The sequence below is a fragment of the Candidatus Igneacidithiobacillus taiwanensis genome (assembly GCF_031962545.1).
GTDB classification, from domain to species: Bacteria; Pseudomonadota; Gammaproteobacteria; order Acidithiobacillales; family Acidithiobacillaceae; genus Igneacidithiobacillus; species Igneacidithiobacillus taiwanensis.
Genome location: NZ_JAVRKK010000035.1, coordinates 1 through 19,868 on the forward strand (window position 1 = coordinate 1; position 19,868 = coordinate 19,868).

24 protein-coding genes are annotated in these 19,868 nt (G+C 59.2%); 22 read left to right on the plus strand and 2 right to left on the minus strand.

What is annotated here, in order from left to right; translation table 11 throughout:
* Nucleotides 1-89: 89 nt before the first annotated feature.
* Together RTI30_RS06720 and RTI30_RS06725 are read right to left on the minus strand one after the other, a co-directional pair.
* A complete protein-coding gene (locus RTI30_RS06720; RefSeq protein ID WP_312283509.1) occupies nucleotides 90-686 on the minus strand; it encodes a HipA family kinase in 597 nt (198 codons plus the stop codon).
* Entirely contained in the window at nucleotides 679-963 is a 285-nt protein-coding gene (locus RTI30_RS06725) for a hypothetical protein (protein WP_312283510.1), read from the minus strand. Before RTI30_RS06725 ends, RTI30_RS06720 begins: the two co-directional genes overlap by 8 nt.
* A gap of 286 nt (nucleotides 964-1,249) precedes the next feature.
* Here RTI30_RS06725 and RTI30_RS06730 point away from each other — a divergent pair, with 286 nt between their 5' ends.
* From RTI30_RS06730 to RTI30_RS06830, 22 genes are all read left to right on the plus strand, one after another.
* Nucleotides 1,250-1,486, plus strand: coding sequence for a Cro/CI family transcriptional regulator (locus tag RTI30_RS06730; protein ID WP_312283511.1), 237 nt, complete (start codon nucleotides 1,250-1,252; stop codon nucleotides 1,484-1,486).
* Nucleotides 1,487-2,052: 566 nt separating this feature from the next.
* Nucleotides 2,053-2,946 (plus strand): YdaU family protein, encoded by an 894-nt coding sequence (locus RTI30_RS06735; protein WP_312283512.1) that lies wholly within the window; start codon nucleotides 2,053-2,055, stop codon nucleotides 2,944-2,946.
* Nucleotides 2,947-2,948: 2 nt separating this feature from the next.
* A complete protein-coding gene (locus RTI30_RS06740; RefSeq protein WP_312283513.1) occupies nucleotides 2,949-3,740 on the plus strand; it encodes an ATP-binding protein in 792 nt (263 codons plus the stop codon).
* Nucleotides 3,730-3,876, plus strand: a complete 147-nt coding sequence (locus RTI30_RS06745; protein WP_215865575.1) for a hypothetical protein — start codon at nucleotides 3,730-3,732, stop codon at nucleotides 3,874-3,876. Before RTI30_RS06740 ends, RTI30_RS06745 begins: the two co-directional genes overlap by 11 nt.
* Nucleotides 3,866-4,402 carry a hypothetical protein gene (locus tag RTI30_RS06750; protein WP_312283514.1) on the plus strand — a complete coding sequence of 179 codons (537 nt, stop codon included), beginning with the start codon at nucleotides 3,866-3,868 and terminating at the stop codon, nucleotides 4,400-4,402. Before RTI30_RS06745 ends, RTI30_RS06750 begins: the two co-directional genes overlap by 11 nt.
* 2 nt (nucleotides 4,403-4,404) lie before the next feature.
* On the plus strand, nucleotides 4,405-5,184 hold the full coding sequence (locus RTI30_RS06755; RefSeq protein ID WP_312283515.1) for a hypothetical protein: 780 nt from the start codon (nucleotides 4,405-4,407) through the stop codon (nucleotides 5,182-5,184).
* The gene (locus RTI30_RS06760; RefSeq protein WP_312283516.1) at nucleotides 5,181-6,110 is read left to right on the plus strand and encodes a DNA adenine methylase; all 930 of its coding nucleotides are present in this window, start codon (nucleotides 5,181-5,183) and stop codon (nucleotides 6,108-6,110) included. Before RTI30_RS06755 ends, RTI30_RS06760 begins: the two co-directional genes overlap by 4 nt.
* A 17-nt stretch (nucleotides 6,111-6,127) precedes the next feature.
* Nucleotides 6,128-6,340, plus strand: a complete 213-nt coding sequence (locus RTI30_RS14285) for a helix-turn-helix domain-containing protein (protein ID WP_226856541.1) — start codon at nucleotides 6,128-6,130, stop codon at nucleotides 6,338-6,340.
* 66 nt (nucleotides 6,341-6,406) lie between these two features.
* Nucleotides 6,407-7,018, plus strand: a complete 612-nt coding sequence (locus RTI30_RS06765; protein ID WP_312283517.1) for an outer membrane beta-barrel protein — start codon at nucleotides 6,407-6,409, stop codon at nucleotides 7,016-7,018.
* A 38-nt stretch (nucleotides 7,019-7,056) separates the two neighbouring features.
* Entirely contained in the window at nucleotides 7,057-9,108 is a 2,052-nt protein-coding gene (locus tag RTI30_RS06770; protein WP_312283518.1) for a hypothetical protein, read from the plus strand.
* A 165-nt stretch (nucleotides 9,109-9,273) separates the two neighbouring features.
* Entirely contained in the window at nucleotides 9,274-9,633 is a 360-nt protein-coding gene (locus RTI30_RS06775) for a hypothetical protein (RefSeq protein WP_226856530.1), read from the plus strand.
* Between the two features lie 150 nt (nucleotides 9,634-9,783).
* Nucleotides 9,784-10,020 carry a hypothetical protein gene (locus RTI30_RS06780; RefSeq protein ID WP_312283519.1) on the plus strand — a complete coding sequence of 79 codons (237 nt, stop codon included), beginning with the start codon at nucleotides 9,784-9,786 and terminating at the stop codon, nucleotides 10,018-10,020.
* Nucleotides 9,980-10,810: a hypothetical protein gene (locus RTI30_RS06785; protein ID WP_312283520.1), complete on the plus strand. Its 831-nt coding sequence runs from the start codon at nucleotides 9,980-9,982 to the stop codon at nucleotides 10,808-10,810. The genes RTI30_RS06780 and RTI30_RS06785 overlap by 41 nt, the downstream gene beginning before the upstream one ends.
* Before the next feature lie 60 nt (nucleotides 10,811-10,870).
* Nucleotides 10,871-11,281 (plus strand): 1-acyl-sn-glycerol-3-phosphate acyltransferase, encoded by a 411-nt coding sequence (locus tag RTI30_RS06790; protein ID WP_312283521.1) that lies wholly within the window; start codon nucleotides 10,871-10,873, stop codon nucleotides 11,279-11,281.
* A gap of 36 nt (nucleotides 11,282-11,317) precedes the next feature.
* Nucleotides 11,318-11,860, plus strand: a complete 543-nt coding sequence (abiEi, locus tag RTI30_RS06795; protein WP_312283522.1) for a type IV toxin-antitoxin system AbiEi family antitoxin — start codon at nucleotides 11,318-11,320, stop codon at nucleotides 11,858-11,860.
* Nucleotides 11,853-12,815, plus strand: a complete 963-nt coding sequence (locus RTI30_RS06800) for a nucleotidyl transferase AbiEii/AbiGii toxin family protein (RefSeq protein ID WP_312283523.1) — start codon at nucleotides 11,853-11,855, stop codon at nucleotides 12,813-12,815. Before abiEi ends, RTI30_RS06800 begins: the two co-directional genes overlap by 8 nt.
* A gap of 133 nt (nucleotides 12,816-12,948) precedes the next feature.
* Complete coding sequence (locus RTI30_RS06805; RefSeq protein WP_312283524.1) at nucleotides 12,949-16,965, plus strand: zincin-like metallopeptidase domain-containing protein; 4,017 nt, start codon at nucleotides 12,949-12,951, stop codon at nucleotides 16,963-16,965.
* 31 nt (nucleotides 16,966-16,996) lie between these two features.
* Nucleotides 16,997-18,178: a hypothetical protein gene (locus tag RTI30_RS06810; RefSeq protein ID WP_312283525.1), complete on the plus strand. Its 1,182-nt coding sequence runs from the start codon at nucleotides 16,997-16,999 to the stop codon at nucleotides 18,176-18,178.
* Nucleotides 18,175-18,456: a hypothetical protein gene (locus RTI30_RS06815; RefSeq protein WP_312283526.1), complete on the plus strand. Its 282-nt coding sequence runs from the start codon at nucleotides 18,175-18,177 to the stop codon at nucleotides 18,454-18,456. The genes RTI30_RS06810 and RTI30_RS06815 overlap by 4 nt, the downstream gene beginning before the upstream one ends.
* A gap of 51 nt (nucleotides 18,457-18,507) precedes the next feature.
* Nucleotides 18,508-18,867, plus strand: a complete 360-nt coding sequence (locus tag RTI30_RS06820; RefSeq protein WP_312283527.1) for a hypothetical protein — start codon at nucleotides 18,508-18,510, stop codon at nucleotides 18,865-18,867.
* Complete coding sequence (locus RTI30_RS06825; protein ID WP_312283528.1) at nucleotides 18,864-19,259, plus strand: hypothetical protein; 396 nt, start codon at nucleotides 18,864-18,866, stop codon at nucleotides 19,257-19,259. Before RTI30_RS06820 ends, RTI30_RS06825 begins: the two co-directional genes overlap by 4 nt.
* Before the next feature lie 3 nt (nucleotides 19,260-19,262).
* Nucleotides 19,263-19,868: hypothetical protein (locus RTI30_RS06830; RefSeq protein ID WP_312283529.1), on the plus strand; the 606-nt coding region annotated here is incomplete at its 3' end.

The window sequence follows — 19,868 nt, forward strand, 5'->3', positions numbered from 1 at the left end:
ACCCGGTAAAACCCCCGGATCCGGTACCCGACATGTTGAACCTGCATGGCACTCCTCCCTCGCCAAAGAAGTGCCAAAGGTTTGTGAACTTATGCAGGTATCTGTTCGACCTCTACGGACCTGGCAAACTCGACGGACGACCGCTTTATCTCTTCCTGCCTACCGCTTCTGATGGCGTACTCGACCATGAGGTTGCGCTCAAATGGCGCGCCTCCCAATGCTCGCTCGTGGTCAATGTAGTAGTGGTCCTGGCCACCGCCCCACAGGAAATTCCCAAGATTCCGGTCGCCGTTTTCGGTGATCTCGTCCGCGACAAGGGCTCTGGGCGCGTCCTCCCAGGCGCAGATAATGTGGGAAGCAACAGTTATTAGGATATCCTTTTGTTCTGGTGTCAGCCCGTCGGCGATGGCTAACTGCTTCTTCAGGTTCGGGTAACCGGCATGCAGGCTACCGAAGCAAAGCGCATCCGCGGGGTCACGCAGGATAAGTGGCTCTGGGACCATGATCCCCCAGGACTCCATCACCACTGCGCAAATGCACTCTCTCTCAACGTCTTCCAATGGAATCCGTTTGCCAACCACTCGGACCCGCTCGCCGTCCACGGCCGCCACACAGTAGAACGGCGCTGTTATCCCTTCCCCTGCTGGCGTCTCTGTTCCGGGAACGATCTCGCCGGTCCTAATCATGCTTCCTCCCGGACAGTTGGGTAACGGTACTGATCAGCAATGCCAAGTCGCCCTCGGACAGCTTACGCGCCTTGGACTTTGCAACGATCTGCTCAATCAGAGCGCGGACATGGGGCGCTATATCCGCAGGCAGATCGTCTAGCACGCTACGAGGCAGAAGTCCGGCGTCGGACACGGAGTTGCTGCCCTCCCCTGTAGACAGCGCCAGGGGTTCAAGAACGCGGGCGGTGATGGCTGGGGTGGCCATCCCTAAAAGGACGTCTGCGGTGATGCCCAAGACCTCGCAGATTACAGGCAGGCGTTCTCGGCTTATTTTCCCAGTCTTCCGCCAGTGTGTGACTGTTTGCGGGCTCACTTTTGAGTCTGGGCCCTCCCGCTTTGCCACCTCGTTCGCAAACTGGACGTAGTTCATCCCGGCTGCCCGGATAAACCAATCCAACCGCTTTCCTACATCCACCGTTCTTGGCGAGTCATCTTTCATGCTTTCAATTATCGCTTGAAAGCCCGACGCCAGACACCTAGCGCCACTTGACTGCTTGTTAAAGCTCTGCTTGAATGTAGTCATGAGCAAGATTCTTCCTATTCAGGTAGCCATTGAGGCGGTCGGTAGCCAGAGCGAACTGGCTCGCCGCGTTGGCGTTTCCCCTCAGGCTGTCCATGCATGGACACGCGGGGGAGTGATTTCACCTCAATCCGCTGTCCGCATCGAATCCGCCACTAATGGCGCCGTGACCCGCGCCGAGCTGCGCCCAGACATCTTTGGGCCCATTGACGACGACCCAGGCAGGGGGGCCGCATGACCCACCACATCGTGAACCACGCGAATTCCCCACTCCGTCAGGCCGCGCTCAACGCGCTTCCGTTGACGGATCTTCCGAGCGAACGCGAGCAGGGAAGAACGTCAACGGCCATCGTGCGAAGGAGTATGGCCTCAAGCGTCAGTGACCGACCAAATCGCCAGTGTCAGAGACTTCGGCACGGGGGTCAAGAACCATGAGTTTCTATACCAGCAACGGGGTCACCCGGATCAAGTCTTTGGCTCGCTTGGTCACTGCTGGCACCTATTCACTGGGCCAAAGAGAGTCAAGCACATGAGTGATGACGAATATTGGTCGGTTGTTGTCCCCGAGCTACAGGCTATGCGGGAGATATTCGGCCTGCCTCCTTTCTCGAAATCTGCTTTGGAAATATGGGAACACGCTCTCATAAGGCGTAACGCCGGAGATGCCCGCGCTGCAATCCGCTCGCTTGCTTCCTGTTCTGAACATTGCCCCGTACCGTCGGAAGTCAATCAGAAGATTCAATATCTTATATATGTTTTCGGCGACTCTGAACCTCCACACTATCCAGCCCCGGAGTCACTACAATGACAGCCGCCAACGCCAAGATGTTTTGGTACAAATTCTTCATCCAGGACTACCAACGCGACACGTCCCATCTAACGCTCCTGGAGCATGGCGCCTATCGTCTGCTCATCGACCAGTGCTACCTGTCGGGGGGCTTACTTCCTTCAGATCTTGAGGCCATCTATCGCCTGGCTCGCGCCATGACAAAGCCAGAGCAGGCCGCAATCCGGTCCGTTCTTGGCGCATTCTTCACCCGCACCGACGAGGGATACCTCCATGGGAGAGTGTCTCGCGAGATCGAAGAAATGCACCAGCTTGGTTCCGTCAGCCGGATGAATGGGGCAAAAGGCGGTCGCCCGAAGAAGAACCCGGCTGGTTCTGATACCAGCCAAGAAAAAGAACCTGGGAAAAACCCAGCAGGTTTTGAAAGTGAAACCCAGCGGGTTTCCGAAACAGAACCCAGGCGGAACCCAGCAGGTTTTGAAAACGAAACCCAGCAGGTTCCAAAAACAAAACCCAGAAAAAACCTTAGTCAGGAGTCAGGAGTCAAGAGTCAGAATAACCTTACCTTACCTAGGAAGGCGCGCGAGCGCGTTGAGGCGTTCCCGATCAGTGCCACTTGGCACCCTTCACCGACCTTTTGGCCGATGGCCAGGCACGTTGGAATCTTCGAGGACAGCGATGAATACGGCCCTGCGCTGGCGGATTTTCTGGGGTTTTGGCGAGATCGCCCCGGCGAATCCAGGACGCAGGCTGGCTGGGAGAAAGCGTTTCTCGAAAGCTGGCAACGATACCGCGCTTTCTCGGGGGCCAAGCGCGAAACCAAGCAAAACGGTCGCGCCAAGCTCTCGCCGCACAGCGGTTTCGCGGAGCGTGACTACACCGTCGGTGTCAACCCGGATGGGAGTTTCTAGCCATGAGCCAACCCGAAAGAATCCAACCGATCAACCCTCTGCTTGCCGAAGTGCGGTCAGTCGAGTGCCCGGAGCACGGGCCCTACGAATCGCGTAAAACCCGATTCCCCGGGAAGGACATCTGGACCGGGTGCCCTGTGTGCATCGAGGAGTTCGGGCAAAAGCAGGTGCGAGAACAGGAGCGAGCGAGGCGAGAAGCCGCCCGACTGCGGGTGATGCAAAGCGCAGCCATTCCGGCCCGGTTTGCCAACCGAAAGCTGGGGAACTTTGTCGCGGAGACGGAAGGGCAACGTCGTGCATTGCGGGTTTCAACGGGGTTTGCTGAGCAGTTTGCCGACGCCATTGGTACCGGGCGGAGCATGGTGTTTTGTGGCCGCCCAGGCACGGGTAAAACACATCTGGCGATCGGAATAGCCCACGCCATAATCGCGCAAGGGTACACGGCGGTATTCACCACCGCGATGGATGCCGTCCGCGCGGTTCGCGAAACCTACCGCAAGGATTCCCCAAAAACGGAGCGCGAGGTGATCCGTGATTTTGCCTTGGCGGACCTGACCGTCATCGACGAAGTGGGCGCACAGCTTGGTACCGATGCGGAAAAGACGACGCTCTTTGAGCTTATCAACGCCAGATACCTGGCTCTGCGACCAATGATCGTCATCAGCAATCTCACGTTGCGTGAGGTTGAGCAGTACATCGGGGAACGGGCCTTTGACCGGCTCCGGGAAAATGGAGGGCGAGTGGTTATGTTCGACTGGGGAAGCTATCGAAAAAGGGGGAGCCATGAATCGTGAATATGCCGCTTTTGATATTTCGGATTCTGAGTTGTGCGACGACGCACTGACACGCGGCGCAAAAAACTTGCTGGAACAGGCTGCCCGTGCCGTCAATGCCGTACCAGACGAGGAGGAAGGGAAGGATGCTGACTGAACGCATGGGCGCCAGCGCCTACGAAGGAGCGAGGAACTTCTTTGACCAGAATTTTCCCGCGCAGAGTCCTCTGCCTTATGCCCTCCTGCGGGAGTTGCTGACGGATATGCGGGAATACTGTCAGGAAAATCTGGACTGGTCGGGGGCACGGATCGAGTTTCGCATAGATCCCACGTTTTATCGGGAGATGGACGAGCATGGGCGTGTAAAACTGGGTATACCCGATAATCTCGACTACGACGCACCCATCTGGAAGCCTTTCGATATGCAGTTGTGGCGTGCTGCCGGGACCGTGGAAGCCAGGGAGGTGATCTTTGAATCCATGCTCTGGTTCGCCTGTTTCCGGGATTCCCCAGCAGCCCGCCGCCGTCATCGGCAGAGAGACCGCCTGGATAGTATTGGCATGGGTTTTCAATTTTTTCCGGCAAACGCTCAGGTAGAAGTATTTCTTCGGGGAGACCGTGATTTGCGGGAGATCGTGGCATCGGCCATTGCCCCATATCTGGGGAAAAGCGCTGGAGAATGATTATGAATTACGCAGGACTATTGGATTTGACCGCCTTTCTTGCGGGTGATCTTTCGTGTGTGGAGCAGTGGCGTGGGCGGGAATTGCAGGCAGCCGTCCGGCTCACCCGCTACGTCAATGCGGGTATCCAATTACGGCCCCGGCAGACAGCTTACTGGAATGAGGCCCTTGCCCTGGCTATGCATCAATGCAGGATGCAGTTCTTCCCTTTCATTCGCCGTGTCATGCCAGGGAAGCCCCACGATGCCGTAACGGAGTATGCCGAAGCTCTGAGCACGGAATATCTGATGCACCTGACGGCAAGACATAATTTCGCGCTGATCCCCAATCCGGCACCTGCGGCTTGGGCCAGGCTGTATTTGCGCAGGGATACCGAAGTGGAGCGTCTGTCTGGATTGGAAGGGGACTTCCGTGGTGGCCGTGATCGCCTGATTCGTGCCGTCATGAAGGCCGACGACCTAAAAAAGGCCGAGATCGGGCAAGAGATCAACGCACTCCGTTTCATGGAGAGCCTGGACCACGAGGTTGGAGACGTCGGTGACGGCCCCACGTCCGCACAGTGGAGCCAAGAGGATGTTCAGCCTGCAAAAGAAAAAGAAAGCTGTGCCGTGCTTCTGCAATCCTTGCAGGAGCTTATGAACTGGTCGAAAAGTGGAGCGGCTTTGGAACTGCTGGCCGCAGCATCCCAGGAGAGCCGGATTTTTGGCCCGTATGTGGGGCGTCCAGACCAGACTCGGGTGGCGAGGAAGAAGCTGCAAGCCGCAATTGAGGTGGTGTCATGAAGGCAGCAACGGCGACCCCTTTCGTGACCGACCGTACCGGCATGGTAGAGCCGCCTTTCCCCTGGCTTGGGGGCAAGCGCAGGCTGGCAAGGGAAATCAATGCCCTGCTTCCGCCATCGTCCCCGACGACCACCTATGTGGAGCCATTTTTTGGAGCCGGTGCGGTCTTTTTCTCCAGAAGGCCTCGGGGTGCGGAAGTCATCAACGACAAGAACAGCGAGATCATCAATTTCTTTCAAGTATTGCGCGATGATGGAGAGAGTCTGGTCCGGTATTTACAGAATATCCCGTATAGCCGGGCGCTCTTCTACGACTTGCGCAACCGGGCTTTGGATGATGCAACGCCGCTGGAGCGGGCCGCCAGGTTCTTCTACCTGGCCCGCAGCACGTTTGCCGGGCAGTCTACGGGGCGTACTCCTTCCTGGGCCTTTGCGCGTGTAGACAACCGCGCGCGCAGCATGTCCCTGGTGGTGGACAACGAATTGCTCCGGGTCCGGGATCGTCTGCGCCATGCCTATATCGAGAGCGACGACGCGGTGAGTGTCATCGAGCGTTTTGATGGGCCGGATTCCATCCTGTACTGCGATCCTCCCTACGTTGCAGAAAAGCGCTCCTATGGGGGCTACGAGCACGAATTGAGCGTGGATGATCATGAGCGGTTGCTGGGCGTGCTCAAGGATGCGCAGGGGTATGTGGCGATCAGCGGCTACCCCAGCGAACTGTACGCCGACCTGCTGGAGCGTGATGGCTGGGAGTGGCGGGATTTTCCCTTGCTCTGTAAGGCCAACCAGTCCAATGAGCGCGGGAACTGGGAGGGAATGGACCGGGTTGAACGTGTTTGGCTGAATCCAAGGCTTGCGGCCTGGAACCGCAGTCATTCCTCTCGACTGGTGTCCCTGGATCTGTTTGGTGATGGAGCAGAGTGATGGACAGGTTGCTGACCATGAAGGAATTAGCTGAGGTGCTGCGGGTGAGCTACAGCGTGATTCGCCAGTGGCCCAGCCATCGCTTGCCGCCCAGAGTGATCATCCCGGGGAGTCCGCGCATGGTCCGTTTTCGAGAGTCGGAAGTACAGAAATGGCTATCCCGAAGTGAGCCCGTGGAGAGACAGCACCCTGTGAAGATCGGCAGGCCTCGGCGGGGGTTGTCGATCTAGCCAGCGCTATCCTACCCCGGACCCTCGCGGTCTATACCCGATTGTCGTTCTGACAAGGAGGTATGTATGCGACAGATCGTTTTGGCCCTCGTCTTGGGCATGGGAGCCGTTTCGGTAGCAAATGCCGCTACGGTTGGTGTTGGTTTCGATAACGTGGGTATCAGCACCGGTCACGGCCTTGGCATGACCCTGCCGGGCGGTTATCTGAAAGCCCGCCAGGACTTCGGCCTCTGGGTGGCGTCCGCCCGGTTCGAGGGTGCGGGCGGCGAAAACCGTTCGGATTTCTTCGGCGGTCATGCAGGCATCGGCTATCGCCTCTCCCTCGATGGTCTGGGCCATGTCACGCCATCCCTGCGCATGGGCTACGACGCCCTGAACGTCCCCGGTGGCAGTCTCGATGCCGCCTTTGCGGGCGTCCATGTGCGCTACACCTACGCCATCACCCCTGCGGTGGGCCTCTACGCGGACGGCGGCTTTGGCCGGGATTTCGCCACCCACGTCACCGGGTTGTCCACCATCGGTGGCCTGACCTATGAGGGCGGCGGCGGCATGGATTTTCGGATTGGTCCCGGCACCATGAACGCGGGCTACCAGTACCGGCACCTGCCGCTTTCCTCGGTCGATGACCTGCACCTGAACACTGGGCAGTTCACCATCGGCTACGGCCTGTCCTTCTGATTGAGGCGGGGCGGTGGCAACGTCGCCTCGATAGACGGATGAAAAATGTGCTCAAACGGGCCGTAGTAGCTGCCTTGGTATCCGGCTTTTGCAGTCCGGCTTTTGCCATTGTCGCGGTTATCCCAAACGGCAACGTGGCCGTGGGTAGCGGGGCTTCCGCCATTGGTAATAGCGATGTGGCAATTGGCGGCGGAACATCGGCCAATGGCAGCCATAATATCAACATCAACGGGCGCTTGCCCGACGATTACCAGACATTGGGCAACGATGGAACTTTGGCTACCGGAACACCTACCGGGACAACTTCTTCGGGGGGAACCAATAGCAGCAACAACGATTCGGCTACGGCATTGGGAAACGGTGCCGTTGTTTATCAGAACAATTCCAGCGATTATCAACCCGCTACATCCATTGGATACCAGAGTGCATCCAATGGCTACGGGACGGCGCTCGGTTCCAGCGCACAGGCGGGATCGGCCTCGCCAACCAATAACGCGGCAACGCCCGTATCCGACGATACCGCCATTGGCGGCAACATCTATTCTGGGTCAGGCAATACGGCTGTCGGTGGCGGTACAGTCACCACCGGCAACAACAATATCGCGGTCGGAAGTCAATCCTTGTCGTCGGGCGGCGGGAGCATCGCCATCGGCAACCAAGCCACGGCGGGCAATCCTCAAGTTGCACTCGATCCATCCACCGCCGTGGGTTCCGGGGCCGAAGCCACGGGCACCAATTCCGAAGCCTACGGATATAACGCCAAGGCCACGGCTACCGATGCCGAAGCCCTGGGTGCTGGAGCACAGGCTGGACAACCTGATTCTGTCGCTCTCGGCTCCGGGGCCACGGCCAACACCAAACAGACCGGGCAGGGCAGCACGGTAACGATTCGCGGACAAAGCTACGCCGTGGCAGGCTCCACGCCATCGGGAGAGGTTAGCGTCGGCTCCGCATCCCAAGGCACGACCCGCCTCATCACCAATGTGGCGGCGGGGCAGATTTCGGCGACCAGCACGCAAGCCGTGAACGGCAGCGAGCTCTACGTTACCAATCAGGCCATCGACAATCTCCAGGTGACCCAGGCGAGCCAGGGGGTATTGCACTACACTACGTCCAGCGGAGCCACCAGCACGACGCCTACCGATACGGCGAGTGCGGGAACGGCGACGACCGGGCCGGTGACCATTTCCAACGTGGGCGCTGGTGCCGTCCGTCCCGGCAGCACACAGGCGGTCAATGGTGGTCAGCTTTACAGTGCGGAAGGGCAGGCGCAGGCCGAAGCAAATCAGGCGCAGGCCGCCGCCGAAGGGTATGCCTCCGGGGTAGCTGCCCAGGATGCGGGGCAAGCCCTGCAAGCTGCCAACGCGCACAGCAATGGCCTGTTCACCCTCACCTGTCACCGCCTGGGCAACGGCTCCGGGGATATCGTTTGTGGCCGGGGAAGCTCGGTATCCGGGCGGGACGCCATGGCTCAGGGAACGGACGCTCAGTCCAGTGGGCAGGACGCCACGGCCTACGGCGCTGGCAGCAGCGCCAGCGGGCAAGCGGCTACGGCCATCGGTCCCCATGCGGTAGCTCATGGATACTCGACGACGGCGCTAGGCGATCACGCCCAAGCCTTGGCCCCGAACAGTACCGCCCTGGGTGAAAATGCGACGGCCAATGGAAGCAACTCGGTGGCCCTGGGTCAGGGATCGGTAGCCAACCGGCCCGACTCTGTCAGTGTCGGGGATGCAGCTACCCACACCTACCGGCAGATTACCAACGTAGCTGCGGGTACGGAACCACACGACGCCGTGAACCTGGGGCAGTTCGAGGCGGGCTTGCGGGGTCTCAAGTCCTATGCCAACGCCGAAGCCGACAAGGTGGGTTCGGTTGATGCGTCGCTGGCCGCAGCCTCAGCCGAGGCCGCAGCGGGCAAACATCGCAACACCATCGCGGGCGGAACCGCCGAGTACAACGGCCAGGCGAGTTTTGCTTTCGCCTACCAACACCGCTTCAACACCCATTGGGCGGCCATGATAACGGTCGGCAGTAACGGCGAAGCCGCCAACACGACCGTTGCGGGCGCAGCAAGTTATAGCTGGTAACTGCCATGTACCAAAGTCACGTCATCCCGAGTGAAGTGTACTGGATCGAGGGAGACGATCATCGGTTTCTCGTGCGCATGGCCTTCGGTGATTCGGTGTTCACGCATCTAGTCTGTTCAACGCAGAAAGAAGCAGAAGCCATTTGTCGCAGGTTGCGCAAATACTATGGAATATCTGAGAAACAATCGGCGCACCTATCACTTTGAACATCTGATAACTATGCGAAGAATTTCAAATCTTGCGTTTAATCAGGAATTCCCTGAAGTCTCTGGACTGTCCGGCATCACTTCGGATAACCAAGTTCGAATTGCTCGGGATACAGGCAATCCCTATGATCGGGATGCTGTGGGAATATGGCTTGATGGCTACCCGAAGACGCCAATAGGTTGGCTTTATCGTAAAGACGGCAACCGTGATGCCGTACTGCAAAAGCTGGACGCCGGTGGAGAGATCACGGGGCACATCGAGCAGCGCATCCGCAGGAAAGGGGACAAGCCACAAAAGGTCGTGGTGTTCTGGCTGTGACCTCAGCAAATAAATAGTCGGTTGCTAACACCAAACTTCCTCGGTTCGTGGTAACGCGAGCTCAGCAGTAGTATGTAATATGATACTACTACAACATAAACAGCATACCGCCGCGCGTCCATGCGCAAACGGCATTGCGCTGGCGATTAGATGACAGGCCCCCGACGCCCCGGTCAGCTCGCGTATCGTCACGCCATCGATGGGGCGCAGACGACATTGAGATTGGAACGCAAGATAAAGGAGAAACAGACCCTGGCAGGGGTGGTAGGTGCCCATGGCCCATCTCCACCGGCGTCGGTCTATACCCAGACCGGTGAGTCTATCAGCTTCCGGGAGGGGCGAACGGATGTGGCTGCTGCTGCTTGTGGTGTTGGCTATTTGCGTTGAGTCTGGCAAGGCTGGGGTGTGGGTCGCTCTGGCCGTTGGTGTTACCCTGCTTCTATCGGCGGCGCTGAATGGAGTTGGCATGATCTGGCCTTGGCCGAAACAGAAAGGGTGGGAGGACGCCGCTGCTGATCCATGCTGGCGGTATCTGGTCAATGCCCGTAAGGTTGCCGAGCAGTGGGTGTTGGGTCGTTGGGGGTCGCGACGAAAGGCCTATCTGGCTGGATGGATCGGGATGCTCATTGCCCTATTGTCCGCTGCTGCTGCCTTGGTATTTTGGGCAGAGGCCTTGTTTCCGGAGAGTCCATACCCTGAGATGGCCGCATCCTGGCTATTGTTCGTACTGTTGGCCGTGAGCGTGCTGCTGTTCGGGTTTTTGTTTTTGGTGGGCAAAGTCGCCAAGGAAAGCCGCTCCGCTAGCATGGTTATCCGCGAGGATTTGCACGGAGAGATGGTTCTGTTAGGCCAGTGGAGAACCCTTTGCGGTTCGGTGCCCCTTCCCTATTCATTCTGGCGCTACGCGCGCGGCCTGATCCCGGCCTTCGGATGGGCCTATCACCACTTTTTTGCGGACGGTCATCTCCTGGCTTTGACTGCGGTGGTTGGTGTGGCCATGGCCTACTATGCCTATGTCATGACGGATTTGTCCTTTGATGTGCTGGCGGCGCTCAATGGAATCGAGGTGTGCCCCTGTCGCTCGTCTTTTCTGGCCCGTCTGGTCTGGGAGGCACAGTTCTTGAGCCAGCGCCACAAGCCTTTTTGGGCGCGGGTTGTTTCCAGTTTGGGCTTCTGATTTTCGGTTCATCCTGTTGGTCTATACCCTGGCGTTCGGTTTGCCATTGGGAGCGGCGTCATGCCCGGCCATCTGATTCTCGTTCGTCCGCACGCCTCTCTCTGGGACGGTTTCGTGGTCGCCTGGCACCTGCGGCAGATCGGCGACCATAACGGTTATCTTTTCGCCGTCGACCCCGATTATGCCCGGCATCCCGTCTATTGCCGCATCTTGAAGTGGTACGGCAGGCTCGCGGGCGGGCACACGATGGTCCCGCTCGATCAGCGCAGCCCCATGGGGATGCGCACTCTCATTCGGATGCTACAAGGCGGCGGTAGAGTGGTGCTGTTTCCCCAAGGCACGGGCCTTGATCGTCCGGACCGGCCAGACCTGCCAGGAGCCACATGGCTCATGAGGAAGTCCTGTCCGTTGGTCACGGAGATGCGACTCGATCATGACTATCCGATCCCTCGCGTGCGCTATACTATGTAGATAGAAACCCTACATATTGGTATGGTAAGTGATTACATGAAACGGATGGACCTGCTCTATCGACTGTCTCCTCTGGAGAGGAAGGGGATTTTTGTCTATTCCCGGAGGGAATTGGAGAAGTTGTTTCCGGAGGATGACGAGAAGGCCATGGAGAAGGGCTTGCAGCGCATGTGCAAAGACGGCCTTCTGGTCCGTGCTGCGCGTGGGGTATATGTGTTTGGTCCTGCGGCCACGAGGCATCGCGGGTGGATGATTGAGCATGTTGCGCAGGCCTTGCGCCCAGGGGAATTTAATTATGTCTCTCTGGAGAGCATTCTTTCCGAGTATGGAGTGATCTCGCAGATTCCGATGGATCGCTTGACGGTCATGACCACGGGAGCGAAGGGTACGCACCAGACGCCATTTGGAGTCATCGAGTTCACGCACACTCGGCGCAGTATCCCGGACTTGCTGGACAGGACGCTGGCTGTTGAGGGACGCCCTTTGCGCATTGCCAAAAAACAAGCTGCCATTCAGGATTTGCGCAGGGTGGGCCGGAACGTGGACATGATGGACATGGACGAGGCGGAAGATGAATAGCGAAGATTTCTCCCGGTATGTGGACAGGGCGATGCAGGGAAATGATCTAGATTTTGTAAGGCCTGTAGTCGAAAAGGAACTGCTACACTATGAAATCTTCGGAGCTCTCGATGAAGCTGGGTTATTGAAGAATCTGGTTTTTCAGGGTGGTACGTCGTTACGCCTTTGCTATGGATCACAGCGGTTTAGCGAAGACCTCGACTTTGCTGGCGGGAAGAGTTTTTCTGCTGGCAATGTGAGGGAGATAAAGGATTGCGTGGAATCCAGGATTGGCAAGCGTTTTGGGCTCGATGTGACCGTGCGCGAGCCCAAAAAAGAGAGTCTTGGTGTTGTTCATGTGGACAAGTGGCTCGTCTCCATTCAGACCAGTCCTGGACGCGCAGATCTGCCACGTCAAAAAATCAAGCTGGAAATCGCCAACGTGCCTGCCCACACCAGAGATATTCTCCCACTGAGGATCAATTACCCGGTATTGATTGGCAGGCGTCAGCCCTTGGTCGCCGTTGAGTCCATGGATGAAATTCTGGCGGATAAGCTGATTGCGCTTCCCATGTCCATTTCCCGGCGCACAGACGGTGGCATGGAGTATACCCCAGCGCGAATCCGGCACAGGGATGTTTGGGACATCCCCTGGTTGGTTGGTCAGGGAGCAAAGCTAGATGTAGAACTGGTCAAGAAAAAAATCGGGGATTACGGATTGCAGGAATTTTCCACTTATCTGGATTGGGCGGTCGCTGCCATGCCAACGATTTCCGGGAGCGATGCGTTCCGCACACAAATGGCGCGGTTTCTCCCGCAATCCAGGCACGGACAGGTTTTTAGTGACGCGGGCTATCAGGGTTACCTGGCCAAAACCATCAAGGGATTGCTCCTGGATGTTCGGGAAGGATTGGGTGCCGAGGTGCAAAAGCGACAAGAGGCTCCCAAGAAAAGCAGGCGGGGCCCAGAGTTGTAACAGTCGATCCGTCCTGTCCCATGTGCCGATGGGTGCTCATTCTGGTCGAGGAAGAGCGGTGATGTTGTAAAAGCTATACCCCAAGACCCCGGTCTATACCCCCGCAGTGGAGATTGCTGCTGGAGACTGACCGATGCCCACCCGAAAAAAACGCACCCCGGAAGAAAACAGAGATCATCGCCTGGAGTTGGCGGATCGCCTTATCGCAATGATGGAGAAAGGCGAGGCGCACTGGCAAAAACCCTGGGAAGCCGGAGCTATCCAACCGCCTACCAACGCCGTTACTGGCAAGCCCTATCGCGGTGTCAATTCCGAGTATCTGTTTGCGTTCTCGCCGGACCCGACAGACAACCGCTGGTGTACCTACAGGCAAGCCCAGGAACAAGGCTGGCAGGTGCGCAAGGGCGAGCACGCTCTGGCGTTCATCGAGAAGTACACCCCCTACGAACGCAAGCCCACGGAAGAGGAGCGTCAGAATCGGATAGCCGAGGGTCGCGACCCCGATGCTCCAGTGCAAGCTGTCTCCATCCGGCACTACCCAGTGTTTCACGCCTCGCAAATCGACGGCATTCCTCCCCTGGAGCGTGCCCCGAAGCCTGAAATCGAGGGCAAGCCGGACCCGCGCATCGAAAAGCTGGCCGAGGCAATGGGAGTGGAGGTCATACGCGGCGGTGGCCAGGCTTTTTATCGGTCTTTGACGGACACGGTGAACCTGCCGCCGGTCGATAGCTTCCACACGGCGACCGGCCACGACACCACGTTTTTGCATGAGCTTTCCCATGCCACCGGCCACGAGAGCCGCCTGAACCGCGAGTTGGGCAACCCCTTTGGTTCGGAGAAGTATGCCCTGGAGGAACTGCGCGCGGAGATGTCGGCGGCCATGACGGCGGCCAGTCTGGGTATTGGTTTTGACCCGGAGGCCCAAGGTGTCGAGGAGGGCCGCGAAATGGGCAACAGCGCGGCCTATCTGGCGGGCTGGCTCAAGGCACTACCGGAGAAGGACCGCAAGCAGATTCTGATGCAAACCATCAAGGACGCCCAGGGCATCAGCGACTATCTCATCGAGCGCACACCGGAATTGCAGGTCGAGGCTCCAGAGCGGGATGCACCGGCCCCAGAGCAGGAGTACGTCCCTGGGTTGCTGTTCGAGTCGAATCAGCACCTTATCACTGAGGACCGTATAGGCAATCTCACCTTGTCCCGGCTGGAGAATGGCCGTCCGGTGGCCGAGGTGTATGTGCAGGGTGACGACGCCCGCACCTTGCGGGAGGAACTGGAGAGTCTGGGTGACAACCCGACGCCCCGGCAGAAGGAAGTATTCGACCATGGTCTGACGGAGTACCACGAAGTAATGACGCCTCTGGCTCAGGAGGGCCGCTCGATGGAGGAACCCGGCCCGCAGCCGGTTCGGGAAGGGGATGCCGTCCGTCTGATTCTGACGCACCGGAAAGACCTGGAGCCCCACGACGAACAGGAGGTGAGCGCCGACGGATTGCGTATGGAGGTCACGCGCAGCATCCCCGTCCAGCAGGTGCGCGGGGCACTACTGAACATCTCGCAGTCCGCCTACTACATCGGCACCCAGGAATACGGCCCGGTCTGGGTGGAGACGGGATTCCGCATCGGCGAACTGGATGACCCCGTGGTGCAGTTTGCCCGCGAGGCCATCGAGCGCCGCGCGGAAGTGGTGCTGTCCGTGAGCAACGACGGTCTGGTGACCACTTTGGAGGACGCGAACACGCCGGGTCGGGCTTTTGCCACGACGCACGATGTTCCTGCCCGTCCGCTCGCCCTGATGGACGAGGTGCGCCATCTGAACGCGCCGAAGCGGACGCCCGAGGAGCAGGTACTGCGCGGCACGCTGATGGAGGTCTACGACACGAATCAGGTCGAGGTTCTGGACCCATCCGGTAAGCATATCTACGCCAGCGCGGCTGGTCCTGCCGAGCGGAGCCTGGAGAACTGGAAGGCCCTGCGCGGAAAGGATGTGGTTTTGTCGGTAGACGACAAGGGGTTTTTGCAGGTGTCCCCTGTGCGGGAGATCGACCCCGAGATCGTGGCGCACCTGGAAGAGCGCAGCCGGGTTCGCCAGGCGGAGCACCAGGACTACGCCGGATTGGGCGACCCGGTAGCCAACGCGGAGGACTTCACCACCCGGTTTGCCCAGCGGAACCCCGTGGTGGCCAGAGAATGGGCCGAAGCCATCCGCGCGAATATGCCCAGCTATTCGGAAGCTGCTGGTCTGACCCCGGCATCTTTGGCGCTCATTGCTTCCCAGATGGAAGCGGGGGCTCGTCGCATGGAGAGTCCCCAGGTGGGCGACCTTGTGCGCTTCGAGCCACACGACAAAGACCCATTGCACGGCGAACCGTTCTCTGGGCGGGTCATTGCCGCGCTGGATACCAATACCGGTGACATGCGCTATCACTTGCGCGCAGAGACTGGCCCAGACAAGGGCAGCGAGGCCCGCGTCTATGGCCGGGGCGGTACGTTCCGCAGCATAAACATCGAGCAAGCCTACGGCTTTGACCGGAACGCGCCAGAGCGCCTTTCCCCCGAGGAAAGGGCTATCCAGGAGTACAAGGCGTTTTATGACCAGATGCCTGAGCGTGCGGATAAGCTCATAGCCGAAACCCGCGAGCGTGCTTCCAGGCTGGCGCCCGCAGATTTCCGTGGGTTTTCGGAAATGGCACGGGATTTCAACAAGGGGGTGGATGCGGTTTTGGGGATCATCCGCGATGGAGAGAATCGGGGTGCTTCGGACCCGGATTTGCGTTTGTCGGAGGCCCTGTCGACAACGTACATCGCGGAATTGCCGGTCGTCAAAAACGCGCGCAAGCAGTCGCGGCGGGTTACCGATCGACTTCAGGATTTTGGTAAAGCGTTGCGCGAAGAATTTCGGGAAAAGCTGCGTGAGCACGGCAAGGAACTGTTGCAGTCTAGCGCGCTTCAGGAGCCGCGCGAGATTGTCCAGGCGGTCTACTGGAAACATGGGATCGAGGCTGGTCCCGACAGCCCTATGGTAGACAAGCTGGTAGGGGCGGTGCAGGACAAGGACCTCAAGGTCTTGTTGCCCCTTATTGGGCACAATAGCCAGAACCCTGGCTCTGAGGAAGCCTTTTCCCGTTTGACCGGGGTGAAGCTCGGCAAGACGCAAAAAGAGCGGGTAGCCCAGTTGGAGACCTGGGCCGGGCCGGAGCGGGTTGAGACGCTCCGCCAGGAACGTGAGGCTACGGCGCGAAGCCGTGCCGAAGAGGCCCCCCGCAAGGCGGTTCGGCAGGCTTTTGACGCATTGACTGGAATCAGCGTCCGGCTTTCCGAAAAGAGCGCAGAGACGCTGGACGGCCAGAAGTGGATTGAGGCCAAGGTAGCCGAGGGCTACACGGAGGTCGGCACGCACAAAAAGGGAGCGATTACGCTCCGCCACCTGAAAAACCCGGAAACCGAGCAAACGGTATGGCTGAAAGACGCGCGTTTCCAGTCGTATTGCAAGGCGATCCAGGCGCTGGAACCTTCCGGTGACGTGGCTAAGGCCATGGAGACGGCGAAGATTCCTCTGGACGTGGAGCCCAAGGAGATCGAGGCCGTCCGCGAGCCGGAAAAGGCGCCAGAGCCAACGCCAATGCCTGCGCCGTACAGGCCCACGGAGCAGCCCGTTCCAAGCCTGGTCCATGATCCTGCGCCCGTGGCGACCATTCGGGGGCGGGACGGGACACGCTATGCTCTTTCGCTCCGGGAGAAAGACGGAGAGGTATTGGCGAAGCTGGAGATTGCGGGCGGTGAAACGGCTGAGGCCGTTTTGCAGCCGTTCATTTCCGCGAAGATTCCCGATGTCCCGAAACTGGCTGCCCGGATGGAACTGTCGGATGGCCGCACTTTTGCGGTGCGTCTGTCCCCTGGAAATGGGGGCGTCGAGGCCGATGTTCTTTGCTTTTCCGTTCCGGAGTGGCAGTCGTTTACCTGGAAACGGCTCAACGATGTGCCGGGCAAGCTGCGGGCCGATGGAGTGAACAGCCCGGAGGCGAAGTGGGTGGCCGAACGGCTTGGCGTGGATGCCAGGGTCATGCAGCGCCAGGAGCTTGCCACAGGCGTTGGAGCCTATCGGGCTCCGGAAAAAACGCGGGAGCAGGCCAAGGGAATGGATCGGTGATTTTCCGTTGGAGAGTGGAAAGGAGAGTGTCATGGCAACGCGGATGATGGAACGAAACAACATTGTGGATGGGTTTGTGCAGGTGGGTGATGCCGATACGCGGATGGCTCTGAATGAGGCCAGAAAGCAGATCGGCGAAGAGGCCTGGAAGCATGGTGCGTCCCCAGAAAGCAAGCAGGTAGCGCGGGAAGTCCTGAAAGCACGCGGTGTCCGCTATGAGGAAAAGCTCACCGGGAAACTGGTGGACGTGGCGGTCGCGCAGACGCATCCCAATGGCGAAACCCGAAACAAATTGCGGGTAACCCTGGAGGATGGCCGTGGGGATAAGACCATCTTGTCTGCCGATCTGGATTCGGAATTTGCCCAGCGATTGCTGGCCAAGCTGGACCCGGCGATCCCCGAGCACGCGGGCAGGGAGGTCACCATCGGCGGCTTTGCCAAGCCGGTGGAGCGGGACGGCAAGGCCTATGCGAACCATGTGGCAACCCTGAAGGGAGCGGATGGCCAGGAAATCACGGCGAATCCTGAGCACAACGCCAAAGCTACGGAACGGGTTAAGGCCATCCAGCAACCGATGCGGGATGCGGGCATGACCGATAAGAAGGTGCTCAACCAACTGGCCGACAGCACGCGGGAAAAGTATTTCCTGGAGGTGGCTGAGGGCCTGTCCGGGCGCATGAAAGCCCTGGGGCTCTCCAGTGAGGTGCCGCAGAAGTACCCGGCCCTGGAGATGGGGGCCAAGGACCGGGACGGGGTTTGGCACAATCTGTCGCTCCACGAAAAGGATGGCGAACTGGTGGGCACTTTGCAGCGCCGGAATCAAGAAACGGGGGAGTACGAGAAGGCCCCCTTGCTGTTTCAGCCTGGCGAGTTGGGTGGGATGCAGGCGGAAGCCGAATTTGCCGACGGCAAGGCCATCCTGGTCGCGTTGTCGCGCTCGGAACCATCGGAACATCGGGATGCGGCGCTACAGGCGCAGTTGTATGTTCGGGGGCAGGACATGGATGGCAAGGTGACTCTGGAGCCCATCCACGACCGGCCCCGCCAGGTGCGGATGAACGAACCGCTCGCCGCCATCGGCGCAAACTCCCGTGAGGCCCGGCTCATCCAGGAACGCTTTGGTGTGGGGGCGAAAGCCTTGGAGCCCTACAGGGCCCCAGAGGTGGCCCGCCGCGCTCCCGAGCCGGGCAAGCAAAAGGAGATGGCCCGATGAGCGTGACGGACGAGATGGTCGAGTGGGCCGAGGAAGCCCTCTCACATGAAGCACACGCTGCCCGGAGGGCAAAAATCGAGGCGATCCTGACGCAACTTCGGGAGTTTCCCGATCCGGCTGGGTTGCCGGTCGGATCGACGCAGCGCTTCCTTGCCCAGCGCCGGGTAGACCGGCTTCTGGTGCGTGCCGGAGCGTTGGGCTTTGAGCCCACGAGCCTCGCGCTCAAAAAGGAAATGGGCAAACAGATCGCCGGGGCTTCCCTGGGCATCCCCCTCTAGCGTTAGTCCGTGCGGTCTATACCCCAGAAATAGGTTTATGGGGGACCGCTCATGTATTGCCAGGACTCTGAGCTTGCCCTGACGTTGAACGATGTCGAGGACTACTTGCATCGCGCGCAAGGCAAGCTCTCCCGAATCCTTGCCAGGAATCTGCCGCTTTTCTTCCGGGGCTGCTGGTGTTCTCTGCCTGAAGTCCTGCCGCAACTCGATAAGGAGCAGCAATGGGAGGTTGCAGAGGCGGTGGGCTGGTTGCGCACCGCGCGATCCCTCCTTTCTGCTGTCCGCCAGGAATTGGGTAAAGGTCATCCGCCAGAACCGGAGAGTGACGACTTTTGTGGGCGCCTGGTGCGCCTGGAATTGCGCGTAGACAGAGTTTCCCGATGGTTACTTTGTGAGGAGGAACAGCGATGAGCGTCATGCAATCGGTAATCCGCAAGATTCTGAGTGTCTTTGTCGAGGAAACTCCGGTGTTGGGGATGGCCGCCGCCTATAACCTGCGGATCGGAGCTACGCCGGAATGTCCGGTAGCTGTGAACGATCCGAATGGAGATGGCGGCTTTCAACTGGCCATCGACAAATTCCTGCGGGAGGAAAGCCCCGACCTGATTTTCCTGCGCAGCGACACGGACGATTTGTCGGTGGTTCGCAAGGCTCTGGCCTATCTGTCCCGCCGTGGGCAGGAGGTGGTGGTCGTGGAGCAGTTGCCGGATGCGGAAGTGGCCTCTGCCCTGGGTGTGGGCGTCCGGGAGTACCAGTCGGCGGTCATCAATCCCAACGGGGATGCGGCGGCCCTGGTTGGGTAACGCATGTTCGTCGAGTGTCCTGGTGGCGGGTTTGATTTTGGCTATCTGCCGGATGAGACGGCGAAGGCCATCCGCCGCCAGGCAGGGCCGATCCGGCTTTTGGAAAGCGACCTGCGGCACATCGAGGAGCGGCATGGGGACCAGATTCGCCACGCGGGATACGAAGATGTGCCCTCTTTCGTCCAATCGGTGTGTGCGGGATTCAATACCATTTATAGAGGCAAGCACGGCGGGGGCGCTTTGGTGCTTATTGTTCGGGACCCTGGAAGTGGAAGGCCGAACAAGACAGCCATTATCAAGTTACAGCCAGATACGGACTCTGGAAAAGGCGGGGCAGACTTTTACGCGGTCAAAACCGCAATGCTCACTGAGGAGAGATATTACAGAAAAGAGATTCCGCTTCTGCAACGTGACGCACCCATCACGAGATCCCTGGAAGGGACGCCCTTTCGCGCTAGGCCAGAAGCGGATGATAAGATCCTAGAAGATGGCGCAGGGGTTGTCAAGAGCGTGTATGCGTCCACCACCTTTGGCACTGTGGTAGATGTTGGAGGAGGAAGGATAGCGGTGGTTTCTGTCCGAGTCGATGGTGTGGCCGTTCGGCGTTGT